This window comes from Kutzneria sp. 744, assembly GCF_000568255.1.
In the GTDB taxonomy this organism is placed as follows: Bacteria; Actinomycetota; Actinomycetes; order Mycobacteriales; family Pseudonocardiaceae; genus Kutzneria.
Map to the genome: position 1 here is coordinate 3,062,359 of NZ_KK037166.1, position 13,355 is coordinate 3,075,713.

A 13,355-nucleotide genomic window follows, 5' to 3' on the forward strand; every position below is an offset into this window, starting at 1 on the left:
CCCGGCCGATGTTGACGGGCCGTGCACACTATGGAAGCCTGGCCGAGATTGGTCTAGTCCAATGATGTGTGGAGGGAAGACCGGTGACACGCAGCCCGGAACTGCTCCGTCTGGCCGATGCCGTGCTGCAGCCCGGCTTCGAGGGCACCACGCCGCCGGAGTGGCTGCGCCGCAGGCTGGAGGAGGGTCTCGGCGGTGTCGTCCTGTTCTCCCGGAACATCGCCTCCGCCGGCCAGGTCGCCTCGTTGACCGCCGCCCTGCGTGAACACCGGCCCGAGGTGCTCGTCGCCATCGACGAGGAGGCCGGCGACGTGACCCGGCTGGAGGCCGCCACCGGCAGCACCCGGCCCGGCAACCTCGCCCTCGGTGTCGTCGACGACGCCAAGCTCACCGCCGAGCTGGCCCGTGGCCTCGGCCGGGACCTCGCGGCCGTCGGCGTGAACCTCAACTACGCGCCCAGCGGCGACGTCAACTCCAACCCCGACAACCCGGTCATCGGCGTACGCTCCTTCGGCTCCGACCCCGCGCTGGTCGCCCGTCAGACCGCCGCGTGGATCCAGGGCCTCCAGGCGGCCGGCGTTGCCGCCTGCGTCAAGCACTTCCCCGGTCACGGCGACACCGGCGTCGACTCGCACCTCGCCCTGCCCGAGATCGCCGCCTCGGCCGACGAGATGGCCGCCGTCGCCCTGCCGCCCTTCCGTGCCGCCTTCGACGTCGGCGTGAAGTCCGTGATGTGCGGGCATCTGATGGTTCCCGCCTACGACACCGAGTTCCCGGCCACGCTGTCCCGTCGCATCCTGGTCGACCTGCTGCGGACCGAGCTCGGTTTCGACGGCCTGCTCGTCACCGACGCCCTGGAGATGAAGGCCGTCTCCGACCGTTGGGGCCTCACCGGCGCCGCCGTGCTGGCCATCGCCGCCGGGGCCGACGCCCTGTGCGTGGGCGGCGGGTTGTGCGACGAGGACACCGCCATCACGCTGCGGGACGCCTTGGTCGACGCCGTCGTCTCCGGTGATCTGTCCGAGGACCGCCTGCGGGAGGCCGCCGGCCGTGTCTCCTCTTTGGCCTCTTGGGTCGGCACCGTCTCCGACTCCTCCGCCGCCGACCCCGGTCTCGGTCTGGAGGCCGCCCGCCGGGCCATTCGCGTCACCGTCGCCCCCGGCGAGCGCTCCCTGCCGTTGCAGTCCGCGCCCCACGTCGTCGAGTTCCGGCCCGAGATGAACCAGGCCGTCGACCGCTCCACCCCCTGGGGCCTCGGCGCTCCCCTGTCGGCCCTGATGCCCGCGACCTCCGTCGCCACCTTCACCCCCGCCGACGCCTCCTGCCTGGACGAGATCGCCCTCGACCCCGCGGCCGGGCGGCCCTTGGTGCTGGTCGTCCGGGACGCTCACCGCCACCCGTGGATGACCGCCGCCCTCGACCGCATCCTCGCCGCCCGCCCCGACGCCGGCATCTGTCGAGATGGGCCTGCCCGACGGCCCCACCCGCGGCGCCTTCCACTCGCCACCCACGGCGCCACCCGCGTCACCGGCCAGGCCGCCGCCGAAGTCCTCGCCGGCTGACCCGCCCCCACTCCCCACCCGCGCCCCACTCCCGCCACCTTTAACGCGACATGCGCTTCCCACTTGGCGCCAGGGCGCAAGTGGGAAGCGCATGTGGCGAAAGAGGGGGCTGACCGGCGCAAACCGGGCTATTCTCCGGCCGTGGTCGAGCAGATGAGCGCCGAGGCGGTACTGGCCGAGGCGCGGCGGGCGTTCTGGGTGATGGTGACGGCGCTGGGCCTGATCTGGGGGATCCAGGTGGTCAACGCGCTGCTGGGGTACAGCCTGAGCTACCAGTTCGGGGTGCAGGCGTGGAACCCGCTGTCGCTGCCGGAGGTGTTCACGGCGCCGTTCCTGCACTACGGGTGGGACCACATCGAGGGCAACTCGGGACCGCTGTTCATCTTCGGCTTCCTGGCGGCGTTCCGCGGGGTGCGGAAGTTCGTCAGCGTGACGGTCCTGATCATCGTCGTCAGCGGCCTGGGGGCCTGGCTGACGTCGCAGCCGGGCTCGGTGACGGCGGGCGCGAGCGGCGTGGTGTTCGGCTACTTCGGCTACATCATGGTGCGCGGCGTGTTCGACCGGCACGGCATCGACATCGTCATCGGCCTGGTGATGGCCCTGTCGTTCGCCTACCAGTTCTCGGTGATCGTGCCGGGCACACCGGGCGTCAGCTGGCAGGGCCACCTGTTCGGCTTCATCGCGGGCATCGCGGGCGGCTGGGTCTTCCGCGAGCGCCGGGCGAAGCCGGCAGCGCCGGCCACATCGAGCGTGACGCTGCCGGACCTGCCGACTACTTCCCTGTGAAGACGGCCTGACGCCGCTCCACGAACGACCGCACACCCTCGGCGGCGTCCTCGCTGGCCAGCAGGGGCTGAAGGCCGGCGCCGAGACGGGCGAGAGCGCCGGAAGGGTCGTCCAAGGCGGCACGGGCGGACGCGAGCGTGGCCCGCACGCCGAGCGGGGCCTGGGCGGCGATCCGCTCGGCCAGCTCGATGGCCCGGTCGACCTGCTGTCCGAGGGGCACGACCTCCTGCACCAGACCGATCCGGTACGCCTCGGCGGCGTCGAACTCGTCGCCGGTGAGCAGCCACCGCATGGCGTTGACCCAGCCGGCGGCCTGCGGCATCCGCACGGTCGCGCCGCCGAACGGGTAGATGCCGCGCTGGATCTCGATCTGCGCGAACCGGGTGCCCTCGGCGGCCAAGCGCACGTCGGAGGCCAGCAGCAGCTCGATGCCCAGGGTCAGGCACCAGCCCTGAGCGGCGGCGACCAGCGGCTTGGTGCGCACAGCGCCGGACACGCCCCAAGGGTCGACGGACCCTTCGGCCAGCGGCAGGCCGGAGCCGCCGGTTAGCGTTGGCGCGACCTGGGCCAGGTCGAGGCCGGCGGTGAAGTGGTCGCCGTGGGCGAACAGCACACCCACCCACGCGTCGGAGTCCCGCTCCAGCTCGCCGTACGCGGCGGCCAGCTCGGCCAGCATGTCCGTGGTGAACGAGTTGCGCTTGTCCACCCGGTCCAGCCCGATCAGCAGCAGGTGCCCGCGACGCTCAACGGTGACCGACATGCCCAACCTCCGCCAGCTGAGTTTCACTTTGAGACTCAACACTCAACCCGAGAAGGAGACGGACCGCAAGTGGGGCCTACGACACGGTCCGGTCCACAGGCGAGCAGGCCTCGGCATACTGGCCAGGTGGTCAACCATCGCGAAGTAACGGTCAACGGTCTCCAGATGCACATCGCAGAGCAGGGGGAGGGCCCGCTGGTCCTGCTGCTGCACGGCTTCCCGGAGAGCTGGTACTCCTGGCGGCACCAGTTCCAGCCGCTGGCCGACGCCGGCTTCCACGTCGTGGCCCCGGACCAGCGCGGCTTCGCCGGCACCGACCGGCCCGACTCCGTCGACGACTACACGATGCTGCACCTGGTCGGCGACGTGGTCGGCCTGATCCACGCCCTCGGCGAGCGGGAGGCCGTGGTCATCGGGCACGACTGGGGCGCCCCCGTCGCCTGGGCCACCGCGCAGCTGCGGCCGGACATCGTCCGCGGCGTCGCCGGCCTGAGCGTGCCGCCGCCGCGCCGGGCCCCGGCCCGGCCGCTGAGCCTGCTGGAACAGCGCTTCGGCAAGGGCTTCTACCAGATCTACTTCCAGGAGCCGGGCGTCGCCGACGCCGAGCTGGGCGCCGACCGCAAGGACACCTTCCGCCGCTTCCTCGTCGCCGCCTCCGGCGACGGCACGGGCTCGGCCCCGGTGGTGCCGGAGGGGGCCAAGGGCTTCCTCGACACGATGCCGTACCCGGAGACGCTGCCGTCCTGGCTGACCGAGGCCGACATCGACGCGTTCGCCCAGCAGTACGAGCGCAACGGCTTCACCGGCGGCCTGAACTGGTACCGCAACATCGACCGCAACTGGGAGCTGATGGCGGCCTGGTCGGACGCGAAGATCACGCCGCCGTCCTTCTACATCACCGGCACCAAGGACGTGGTCCGCACCTTCGGCGGCGGCCCCGGCTTCATCGAGAAGCTGCCGGAGGTCGCGCCCAACCTGCGCGGCGTGCTGGACCTGGAGGGCTGCGGCCACTGGACGCAGCAGGAGCGTCCGGATGAGGTCAACGCGGCGCTGGTGGAATTCGTCAAGGGACTCTGAATCGATGTCCGGGCGTAGCCTGAAATTCTGATGGGCATCGTCCTGGATCTGCTGCTCGACCTGCTCGGCGTCGGCATCGTCGGGCTGGTCAGCAGCGCGCGGGTCGTGAAGCAGTACGAGCGGGGCGTGGTGTTCCGGCTGGGCCGGGTGCGCGACGCCCCGCGCGGCCCCGGCCTCACCCTGCTGACGCCGGCGGTGGACCGGATGACCAAGGTCAGCGTGCAGATCATCTGCCTGCCGGTGCCGGCCCAGGACGGCATCACCCGGGACAACGTCACCGTCCGGGTGGACGCCGTCGTCTACTTCTCCGTCGTGGACCCGGTCAAGGCGATCGTGGCCGTGCAGGACTACCAGTTCGCGGTGTCGCAGGTGGCGCAGACCTCGCTGCGCTCGATCATCGGCAAGAGCGAGCTGGACGACCTGCTGTCCAACCGCGAGCAGCTCAACCAGGGGCTGGAGCTGATGATCGACAGCCCCGCGCTGGGCTGGGGCGTGCACATCGACCGGGTGGAGATCAAGGATGTCGCGCTGCCGGAGGCCATGAAGCGGTCGATGTCCCGGCAGGCCGAGGCGGAGCGGGAGCGGCGGGCCCGCGTCATCTCCGCGGACGGCGAGCTCCAGGCCTCGCACAAGCTCGCGCAGGCGGCGGCCACCATGGCGGACACGCCGGCCGCGCTGCAGCTGCGGCTGTTGGAGACGGTGGTCGAGGTGGCCGCCGAGAAGAACTCGACCCTGGTGCTGCCGTTCCCGGTTGAGCTGTTGCGTTTTCTCGACCGGGCAACGGAGTACCGCTCGACCAACGGCAGCATGTGAAAGGCGGGACTACCCTTGGTAGCCGTGACGGCATTCCCAGCTCGATCCCTCGATACGGTCGCGGGCCTGCGTAGCGCGGTGGACGCCACCCTGACCGAACTGCTCACCGCCCGGCCGGAGCCGGACCGGGTCTGTCCCGGCCTGTCTGCGGCGCTCACGGCCTGCGCCTTCGGCGAGGTCGACGACATCGGCGACGCCCCCGACCTGCTGCGGGCCGCGGTCGACCACGCCCGGCACGAGGAGTTCGCCGAGGCGCGCATGCTGCTCGTCGCCGCGCAGCACGTGCTGCGGGCCACGGCCACGCGCCGCGCGCTGCTCATCCCCTCGCGCCGCGACCCCGTGCCGGCGGAGGTCGGCGTCCCCGCCGGCTGAGGGTTTCTCACACCTGCGTCCCAGCAATGAGACGTGCTCCGCGCGCTGGCTACCCTGGATCCGTGACCACGCTGGTGTTCGTCGGGGCCGGGCCGCGGGCCACTGGTCTGCTCGAACGGATCGCCGCCAACCTGCCGGAGTTCCCGCAGGCGCTGGACATCCACCTGGTCGACCCGCATCCGCCGGGGGCCGGCCGGGTGTGGCGTCATGCGCAGTACGCAGATGCTGCGCATGAACTCCATGGCCGAGGACGTCACGATGTTCACCGACGACAGCGTGGTCTGCGAGGGGCCGATCCGGCCGGGTCCCTCGCTGTACGAATGGGCCGAGCAGGTGCGGGCCGGCGGGCTGGGCGATCCCGTGCTCACCGCACAGGTTCGCGCCTTGCGCGGTACCAGTTTTCCCACCCGTCAGCTCCAGAGTCGTTACCTGGAGTGGGTTTTCGACACCGTCGTCAAGCAGTTGCCCGACACCGTCACGGTCACCGTGCATCCGACGACCGCCCTGAGCGTCACCGACGATTCCGACGGCCGCCAGGTCGTCGCGCTGGCCGACGGGGAGACGCTGGTCGCCGACCTGGCCGTGCTGACGCTGGGACACCTGGACTCGGATCCCCTGCCGGAGCATCGGGAGCTGGCGAAGTACGCCGCCGACAACGACCTGCGCTACATCCCGCCGGAATACGCCTCCGACACCGACCTTTCCGGGCTCCGGCCGGGCGAACACGTTGTCATGCGGGGATTCGGGCTGTCGTTCATCGACCTGATGGTGCTGCTGACCGAGGGCCGCGGCGGCCGCTACGTCGAGGCCTCCCCCGGCGTCCTGCGCTACGAGCCCTCGGGCCGGGAACCCGTGCTGCACGTCGGGTCGCGGCGTGGCGTGCCGTACCACTCGAAGACCAACTACCGCCTGCTCGGCGAGCGGCCCGCGCTCCCCCGCTTCCTCACGCCCGAGGTCATCGACGCCCTGCCGGCCGGCAGCGACTTCCGTCGGGACGTCTGGCCATTGGTGGCCAAGGAGATCGCCTGGGCCTACTACCACGAGCTGTTCACCGGCCACCCTTCGCGCGTGCGGATGGACTGGGTCGACTTCGACCGCTGGTACGCCCAGTTGCCGTGGGGCAGCCCGATCCTGGACTCCCTGATCCAGCGGGCCGTGCCCTCGCCCGACGACCGCATCCACTTCGAGGCCCTCGACCGCCCCCTTCGCGGCCTCTCCTTCGCCGAGAACGAGCTCCAGGACCGCCTGCGCGACCACATCGCCGCCGACATCTCGCGCCGTACCGACGATCGGTTCAGCGCCGATCTCGGCGCCTTCCTCGGCCTGCTCAGCTGCTACGGCCAGCTCCAGCGGCTCAAGTCGCTGCGCCCCGAGTCCCAGGTGCGGGACCTCGACCGCTGGTGGCACGGATTCTTCAGCTTCATGGCCAGCGGGCCGCCCGACTTTCGCCTCCGCCAGCTGCTGGCCCTGTCCGACGCCGGCATCGTCCGCTTCCTCGGCGCCGACATGTGGGTCCGCCCCGCCGACGGCGTCTTCCTCGCCGGCGGCCACTCCTCCCCCGGCACGGTCGCCGCCACCGCCCTCGTCGAGGCCCACCAGCCCGGCCCCTCCGTGCGTACGAGCGGCTCCGCCCTGCTGCGCGCCTTGGACGGCCTGGAGGAGCTCCTCGTCGACGACTCCTACTCCGTGCACACCGGCCTGCTCCGCATCGCCCCCGACGGCCGCCTGCTCACCCCCTCCGGCCGGCCCCACCCCCGCCGCTTCGGCCTCGGCGCCTACTCCAACGAACGCGCCGTCCCCGCCTTCGCCCGCCCCCGCACCAACGCCCCCGGCTTCCGCCAGAACGACGCCACCGCCCGCGCCCTCCTCGCCACCCTCCGCCTGTTCTGACCCCCGCTCTCCTCCCCCCGGTTATGCAGGGAAGGACGCCTTACCCTCGTTCAACGAGGGTAAGGCGTCCTTCCCTGCATCCCCCCTGCGTGACGTGGCTCTACTGGTCGACATACCGCCTGGTCGGTATGCTCGCCGGAAACAGCGCCGTCCAGCTCAAGGAGGAGCACGTGCCGGAGACGAGCCAACGGGTCGCGATCGTGACCGGAGCAGCCCGGGGAATCGGCGCCGCCACGGCGGTGCGGCTGGCCGCGGACGGGTTCGCGGTGGCGGTGCTCGACCTGGACGAGGCGGCCACCAAGCAGACGGTGGACGCCATCGTCGAGGCGGGCGGCCGGGCGATCGGGGTGGGCGCGGACGTCAGCGACGCCGAGCAGGTGCAGGCGGCGGTGGACCGGGTGGCCTCGGAGCTGGGCGGGCCGACGGTCCTGGTCAACAACGCGGGCGTGACCAAGGACAACCTGATCTTCAAGATGTCCGAGAACGACTGGGACCTCGTCATGAACGTGCACCTGCGCGGCTCGTTCCTGATGACCCGGGCGGTGCAGAAGCACATGACCGAGGCCAAGTGGGGCCGGATCGTGAACCTGTCCAGCACCTCGGCGCTGGGCAACCGCGGCCAGGTCAACTACTCGGCGGCCAAGGCGGGCCTGCAGGGCTTCACCAAGACCCTGGCCATCGAGCTGGGCAAGTTCAACGTCACGGCGAACGCCATCGCCCCGGGCTTCATCGCCACCGACATGACCGCGGCCACCGCGGAGCGGATCGGCGTGGGCTTCGAGGACTTCAAGACGATGGCCGCGCAGCAGATCCCGGTGAACCGCGTCGGTGTGCCCGACGACATCGCGCACACCGTGTCCTTCCTGGTCAGCGACGGCGCGGGCTTCGTGTCGGGCCAGGTCATCTACGTCGCCGGAGGGCCCCGTGACTGACCTTGTGGCCAAGGTCGAGCAGTTCCTGGCCGAGCACCCCACCGAGGGCGCGGACGCCGTCGAGTGGCTGGGCGCGCGCTTCGACGCGGGCCTGGCCTGGGTGCACTTCCCCGTGGGCCTGGGCGGCCTCGGCGCGTCCCGGTCCGGGGCAGCAGGCGGTGGACGAGGCCTTCCTGCCGCCAAGGGGCAGCCCAACCCGGCCGCTCCGGTGATCGGCTACGGCAACGGCATGGGCCGCGCCGACCATCCTCAGGTTCGCACCGACGAGCAGAAGCAGCGCTACCTGCCGCCGCTGGACGAGGCGAAGGAGTGGGTGCCAGCTGTTCAGCGAGCCGGGCGCCGGCTCCGACCTCGCCACGCTGGCCACCCGCGCGGTGCGTGACGGCGACGAGTGGATCGTCGACGGCCAGAAGGTCTGGACGACCATGGCGCACGTGGCCCGCTGGGCCATCCTGGTCGCCCGCACCGACCCGTCGCTGCCCAAGCACCAGGGCCTGAGCTACTTCGTCTGCGATATGACGGACCCGGGCGTGGATGTGCGCCCGCTGCGCCAGATCACCGGCGAGGCCGAGTTCAACGAGGTGTTCCTGTCCGGGGTGCGCATCCCGGACACGGACCGCCTGGGCGCGGTAGGCGAGGGCTGGAAGGTCGCCACCACCACGCTGATGAACGAGCGCGTCACCATCGGCGCGCACGCCGCCGAGCGTGAGGACGGCCTGATCGGCGCCGTCACGAAGACCTGGCGGGAGCGGCCGGAGCTGCGCACGCCGGGCCTGCACGACCGGCTGCTGCGGCTGTGGGTGGACGCCGAGGCGCTGCGTCTGACCGCGGAGCGCCTGCGTCAGGGCCTGGCCGCCGGCCAGCCCGGCCCGGAGGGCTCGGCCGCCAAGCTGACCTTCGCCACGCTCAACCAGGCCATCACCGGCCTCGACGTGGAGCTGCACGGCGAGGAGGGCCTGTCGTACAAGGACTGGACCATGCGCCGTCCCAAGGACGCCGACTGGGCCAGCCGCGACGCGGGCTTCCGCTACCTGCGCATGAAGGGCAACTCCATCGAGGGCGGCACCTCGGAGATCCTGCGCAACATCATCGCCGACCGCATCATGCAGCTGCCCAAGGAGCCGCGCGGCGACGTCGACATCCCGTGGAAGGACCTGCCCCGATGAGCGAGCTTGCGAGCGAATCATTCAGCACAGAGCGTCCGCGAACGCGGACGCCGAGCTTTAGCGAGGCGCAGCAGTGAGCGATCTTCTTTACGGAGAGGTCGAGAACGACCTGCGGGCTTCCGTGCGGGATCTGCTGACCGACCGGTCGCCGTGGACGTCGGTGCTGGCCCGGGTGGAGACCGACAAGCCGTACGACCTGGAGCTGTGGCGGGCCCTGGCCACCGAGATGGGCCTGGCCGGCCTGCTGGTGCCGGAGGACCTGGGCGGCGCCGGGGCGTCGGCCCGCGAGGTCGCCGTGGTGCTGGAGGAGCTGGGCCGCGCGGTGACGCCGACCCCGTTCCTGGGCAGCGCGGTGCTGGCCACGAGCGCGCTGCTGGCCGCCGGCGACACCGAGACGGTGGCGAAACTCGCTGCGGGGCAACGGATCGGCACGCTCGCGGTGTCGCTGACCACTGCGCCCAACGCCGCTTTCCCCGGTGCCGTCAAGGTTGTGGACGGCAAGCTGACCGGTCGGGTCGGCAGCGTCGTGGACCTTGAGGTAGCCGATGTCATTGTGGTGCCGGCGATCGGCGCCGACGGGCCGGAGCTGCACGTCGTGCAGACGGCGTCCGCGGGCGTCACGATCACGCCGATCACGCCGCTGGACCTGACGCGGCGCATCGCCACGCTGGAGCTGTCCGGTGTGGAATCGCGCAAGCTCTCCGGCGATGCCGAGTCGGCGCTGCGCAAGGCATTGACCACCGGCGCGGGCCTGCTGGCGGCCGAGCAGCTGGGCGTGGCCCAGTGGTGCCTGGACACGACCGCCGAGTACGTCAGCACGCGGCACCAGTTCGGCCGGCCGATCGGCTCGTTCCAGGCGCTGCGGCACCGGCTGGCCGACCTGTGGGCCTCGGTGTCCTCCGCGGTCGCCGTTTCCCGTGCGGCAGCCGACGCCCTGGCCACCGAGTCCGATGTGGACATCGCGGTCGCGGTCGCGGCCTCGTTCTGTTCGGAGCTGGCCGTGCTCGCGGCCGAGGAGGCGCTCCAGCTGCACGGCGGCATCGGCATGACCTGGGAGCACCCGGTGCACCTGTACCTGGGGCGCGCCAAGAGTTCCGAGCTGGCCCTGGGCACGCCGGAGCGGCACCGCGACGCGCTGGCCACCTTCGTCGACCTGCCGGCCTGAGGGGAACCCAAGCGATGCGCACGTTCGCGAGCCTCGACGAGGTCAAGGCGGCCAAGGGCGAGGAGCTGGGCGTCACCGACTGGCACCTGGTGACGCAGGAACAGGTCAACCTGTTCGCCGACGCCACCGAGGACCACCAGTGGATCCACGTGGATCTGGACAGGGCGGCCAAGGGTCCGTTCGGCGGTCCGGTGGCCCACGGCTACCTGACGCTGAGCATGCTGGCCAAGTTCTCCGGCCAACTGTGGACGGTCGGCGGGCTGTCGATGGCCGTCAACTACGGGCTCAACAAAGTTCGCTTCCCGCAACCAGTTCTGGTCGGCAAGCGGATCAGGGCCCGCGGGCAGCTGGCCGACGTGGCCGAGAACAAGATGGGCCTGCAGGTGACGGTGCTGATCACCGTCGAGATCGAGGGCGAGGACAAGCCCGGCTGCGTGGCCGAGTCGCTGGCTCTCCTGGTGCCACAGTCCGGGTAATCCCGGAATAGTCACGGTTCGGAAACTCCGGCGACACCGGTCGGCTCCGACTGCGACAGTGCTCCGGCGGCGGGCGATCGCCCGCCGTCGGAGCCTTCCATTCCCGGAGCAATCAGTGAACTACGACCAGACGGCGTCCACCGGCATGAGCCCGGCCTTCGCCATCGTTTTCGGTCTCATCTACGCCGCCGTGATCGTGTTCGAGATCGCGGCCCTGTGGAAGGTGCTCGTCAAGGCCGGCCGCCCCGGCTGGGGCGCGATCATCCCGATCTACAACACCTATCTGCTGGTGAAGGTGGCCGGCCGGCCCGGCTGGTGGGTGATCCTCTACTTCATCCCGCTGGTCAACATCATCATCCACCTGATCGTCTCGCTGGATGTCGCCCGCAACTTCGGCAAGGGCGGCGCGTTCGGCTTCTTCATGGTGTTCCTGCTGGGCCCCATCGGCTTCCCGATCCTGGGCTTCGGCAGCGCGCAGTACCAGGGCCCGAGCCCGCTGCAGCAGTTCTGACGATCCTCGGTCATCGCCCGATTCCTTTGTAGGATCGGGCGATGACCGATGTCGTGCTGGCGGAGAACACCGACGGGGTGCTGCTGCTCACCCTGAACCGGCCGGAAAAGCTCAACGCGTGGACCCCGGCGATGGAAGAGCAGTTCTTCGGCGCGCTGGCCGCCGCCGACGAGGACCCGTCGGTGCGGGTGATCGTGGTCACCGGCGCCGGCCGCGGCTTCTGCGCCGGGGCCGACCTGAGCGCCCTGGGCGCGGTCGATCCGTCCGCCATCAGCGAGGCGGACATCCACCCCAGCGGCAAGCCCATCAGCTACGCCCTGTCCCTGCGTAAGCCGGTGATCGCCGCCGTGAACGGCCCGGCGGCCGGCATCGGGCTGGTCATCGCCCTCTACTGCGACGTGCGGTTCGCCGCCGCGGACGCCAAGCTCACCACCGCGTTCTCCCGGCGCGGGCTGATCGCCGAGCACGGCATCGCGTGGCAGCTGCCCCGGCTCGTCGGGGCCAGCCGGGCCATGGACCTGTTGCTGTCCAGCCGAATCCTGCTCGGCGAGGAGGCCGGCCGGATCGGCCTGGTCGACCACGTGCTGCCCGTCGACGAGGTGCTGCCGGCCGCGCTGGCCTACGCCCGCGATCTGGCCGAGAACTGCTCCCCGCGGTCGATGGCGATCATCAAGCGGCAGGTGCTCCAGGCCCTGGAGTCCGATTTGGACACCTCGCGGCAGGAGGCCGTGCGGCTGATGCTGGCCTCGTTCACCGACGACGACTTCCGCGAAGGTGTGCTGAGCCACCTGGAGAAGCGGCCGCCGCGGTTCGCGGCGCTTGACCCTGACACCGTGTGAGCCCCTAGACCTGACGGCATCATGTTCAGCATCGGAGACTTCGCCCGGCTGGGGCTCGTGTCGGTCCGCATGTTGCGGCACTACGACGGCATCGGGCTGCTGCCGCCCGCCCGTGTCGACGACACCACCGGTTACCGGTGGTACGCCGCGGACCAGCTGCCGCGGCTCAACCGGATCGTCGCGCTGCGCAAGCTCGGTTTCACCCTGCACCAGGTGGCCGGGCTGCTCGACGACACCGTGAGCGCCGAGCAGCTGTACGGCATGCTGCGATTGCGCCGCGCCGAGCTGGCGGCCCAGGTGGCCGCCGACAGCGCCCGGCTGGCCCAGGTCGAGGCCCGTCTCCGAAGCATCGAGAGGGAGGGCAAGATGCCGTCGGTCGACGTTGTGCTCAAGAAGGTGCCGCCGGTTCGGGTGGCCGAGCTGACCGCGCTCGCCGCCAGCTACGCGCCGGAGGACATCGGGCCGGTGATCCAGCCCCTGTACGGCCGCGTGGAGGCCGAACTGGCCCGGTCGGGTCTGACCGTGTCGGGGCCGGGAATCGCGTACTACGAGGAGGTTCCGGACGGCGTTCTCGTGCATGCCGCCCTGGAGGTGTCGGGAGAGCCTGCCGCGGACACCGAGTTGCGGGTGACGACGCTGCCCGAGCTCCAGGAGGCCGCCACCGTCGTGCACCACGGTCCGATGTCCGAGTGCGGGCCGGCATTCGACGAGCTGGCCCGCTGGCTGTCGGAGAACGGTTGTCGGGGAGGGCAGTACGCCCGCGAGGTGTACCTGCACTGCCCGCCCGGTGTGGAGCAGCAGGGGTGGGTCACGGAGCTCCAGATCCCCGTGGTCCGGGACTGATCCGAAGGGGTGGCTGGTCGTGGCCCGCCGCCACGTGACCACGACCAGCCACTCCACAGAGTGTGTCCGCCCTGGCACTGTCCGGCAATGCTCCAGTTGGAAGCGCTCTCATCGCCGGGTTTACGCCGAACGGCCGACGACATCTTTCACGTAATGCATTAAG

15 protein-coding genes and 1 pseudogene are annotated in these 13,355 nt (G+C 71.0%); 15 read left to right on the forward strand and 1 reads right to left on the reverse strand.

Going from position 1 to position 13,355, the window contains the following annotated elements:
• Positions 1-83: 83 nt before the first annotated feature.
• Both KUTG_RS13600 and KUTG_RS13605 read left to right on the forward strand, forming a co-directional pair.
• The gene (locus tag KUTG_RS13600) at positions 84-1,562 is read left to right on the forward strand and encodes a glycoside hydrolase family 3 protein (RefSeq protein ID WP_043717176.1); all 1,479 of its coding nucleotides are present in this window, start codon (positions 84-86) and stop codon (positions 1,560-1,562) included.
• 141 nt (positions 1,563-1,703) lie between these two features.
• Positions 1,704-2,348, forward strand: coding sequence for a rhomboid family intramembrane serine protease (locus tag KUTG_RS13605; protein ID WP_363896782.1), 645 nt, complete (start codon positions 1,704-1,706; stop codon positions 2,346-2,348).
• Here KUTG_RS13605 and KUTG_RS13610 read toward each other — a convergent pair.
• Positions 2,335-3,108: a crotonase/enoyl-CoA hydratase family protein gene (locus tag KUTG_RS13610; protein WP_043729247.1), complete on the reverse strand. Its 774-nt coding sequence runs from the start codon at positions 3,106-3,108 to the stop codon at positions 2,335-2,337. The genes KUTG_RS13605 and KUTG_RS13610 overlap by 14 nt on opposite strands.
• 165 nt (positions 3,109-3,273) lie before the next feature.
• Here KUTG_RS13610 and KUTG_RS13615 point away from each other — a divergent pair, with 165 nt between their 5' ends.
• The 13 genes and pseudogenes from KUTG_RS13615 (at position 3,274) to KUTG_RS13665 (ending at position 13,192) form a co-directional block, all read left to right on the forward strand.
• Positions 3,274-4,185: an alpha/beta fold hydrolase gene (locus KUTG_RS13615; RefSeq protein WP_232240789.1), complete on the forward strand. Its 912-nt coding sequence runs from the start codon at positions 3,274-3,276 to the stop codon at positions 4,183-4,185.
• A gap of 30 nt (positions 4,186-4,215) precedes the next feature.
• Positions 4,216-4,998: a slipin family protein gene (locus tag KUTG_RS13620; RefSeq protein WP_369794458.1), complete on the forward strand. Its 783-nt coding sequence runs from the start codon at positions 4,216-4,218 to the stop codon at positions 4,996-4,998.
• Positions 4,999-5,022: 24 nt separating this feature from the next.
• Entirely contained in the window at positions 5,023-5,370 is a 348-nt protein-coding gene (locus tag KUTG_RS13625) for a hypothetical protein (protein WP_157494526.1), read from the forward strand.
• A 26-nt stretch (positions 5,371-5,396) separates the two neighbouring features.
• Positions 5,397-5,507: pseudogene (locus KUTG_RS66140) on the forward strand (hypothetical protein); the annotation flags it as partial.
• A 70-nt stretch (positions 5,508-5,577) separates the two neighbouring features.
• Positions 5,578-7,260, forward strand: a complete 1,683-nt coding sequence (locus KUTG_RS13630) for an FAD/NAD(P)-binding protein (RefSeq protein WP_369794459.1) — start codon at positions 5,578-5,580, stop codon at positions 7,258-7,260.
• Positions 7,261-7,388: 128 nt separating this feature from the next.
• Positions 7,389-8,192: a 3-oxoacyl-ACP reductase FabG gene (gene fabG, locus KUTG_RS13635; RefSeq protein WP_369794639.1), complete on the forward strand. Its 804-nt coding sequence runs from the start codon at positions 7,389-7,391 to the stop codon at positions 8,190-8,192.
• Positions 8,185-8,574, forward strand: a complete 390-nt coding sequence (locus tag KUTG_RS66145; RefSeq protein WP_369794460.1) for an acyl-CoA dehydrogenase family protein — start codon at positions 8,185-8,187, stop codon at positions 8,572-8,574. Before fabG ends, KUTG_RS66145 begins: the two co-directional genes overlap by 8 nt.
• Positions 8,567-9,358 (forward strand): acyl-CoA dehydrogenase family protein, encoded by a 792-nt coding sequence (locus tag KUTG_RS13640; protein ID WP_369794461.1) that lies wholly within the window; start codon positions 8,567-8,569, stop codon positions 9,356-9,358. Before KUTG_RS66145 ends, KUTG_RS13640 begins: the two co-directional genes overlap by 8 nt.
• A 73-nt stretch (positions 9,359-9,431) precedes the next feature.
• A complete protein-coding gene (locus KUTG_RS13645; protein ID WP_043717180.1) occupies positions 9,432-10,523 on the forward strand; it encodes an acyl-CoA dehydrogenase family protein in 1,092 nt (363 codons plus the stop codon).
• A 14-nt stretch (positions 10,524-10,537) separates the two neighbouring features.
• Positions 10,538-10,999 (forward strand): MaoC family dehydratase, encoded by a 462-nt coding sequence (locus tag KUTG_RS13650; protein WP_043717181.1) that lies wholly within the window; start codon positions 10,538-10,540, stop codon positions 10,997-10,999.
• Positions 11,000-11,114: 115 nt separating this feature from the next.
• Entirely contained in the window at positions 11,115-11,510 is a 396-nt protein-coding gene (locus tag KUTG_RS13655) for a DUF5684 domain-containing protein (RefSeq protein WP_198047150.1), read from the forward strand.
• A 41-nt stretch (positions 11,511-11,551) separates the two neighbouring features.
• Positions 11,552-12,349, forward strand: a complete 798-nt coding sequence (locus tag KUTG_RS13660; protein WP_043717182.1) for an enoyl-CoA hydratase — start codon at positions 11,552-11,554, stop codon at positions 12,347-12,349.
• A gap of 21 nt (positions 12,350-12,370) precedes the next feature.
• Positions 12,371-13,192, forward strand: coding sequence for a MerR family transcriptional regulator (locus tag KUTG_RS13665; RefSeq protein ID WP_043717183.1), 822 nt, complete (start codon positions 12,371-12,373; stop codon positions 13,190-13,192).
• The last annotated feature ends 163 nt before the right edge of the window (positions 13,193-13,355 follow it).

What these genes read in the sequence shown, in the direction of transcription:
- KUTG_RS13610 (WP_043729247.1), bottom strand. Translation starts at nt 3,108, where the DNA reads ATGTCGGTCACCGTTGAGCGTCGCGGGCACCTGCTGCTGATCGGGCTG.
- KUTG_RS13615 (WP_232240789.1), top strand. Translation starts at nt 3,274, where the DNA reads ATGCACATCGCAGAGCAGGGGGAGGGCCCGCTGGTCCTGCTGCTGCAC.
- KUTG_RS13620 (WP_369794458.1), top strand. Translation starts at nt 4,216, where the DNA reads ATGGGCATCGTCCTGGATCTGCTGCTCGACCTGCTCGGCGTCGGCATC.
- KUTG_RS13630 (WP_369794459.1), top strand. Translation starts at nt 5,578, where the DNA reads ATGCGCAGTACGCAGATGCTGCGCATGAACTCCATGGCCGAGGACGTC.
- fabG (WP_369794639.1), top strand. Translation starts at nt 7,389, where the DNA reads ATGCTCGCCGGAAACAGCGCCGTCCAGCTCAAGGAGGAGCACGTGCCG.
- KUTG_RS13650 (WP_043717181.1), top strand. Translation starts at nt 10,538, where the DNA reads ATGCGCACGTTCGCGAGCCTCGACGAGGTCAAGGCGGCCAAGGGCGAG.
- KUTG_RS13660 (WP_043717182.1), top strand. Translation starts at nt 11,552, where the DNA reads ATGACCGATGTCGTGCTGGCGGAGAACACCGACGGGGTGCTGCTGCTC.
- KUTG_RS13665 (WP_043717183.1), top strand. Translation starts at nt 12,371, where the DNA reads ATGTTCAGCATCGGAGACTTCGCCCGGCTGGGGCTCGTGTCGGTCCGC.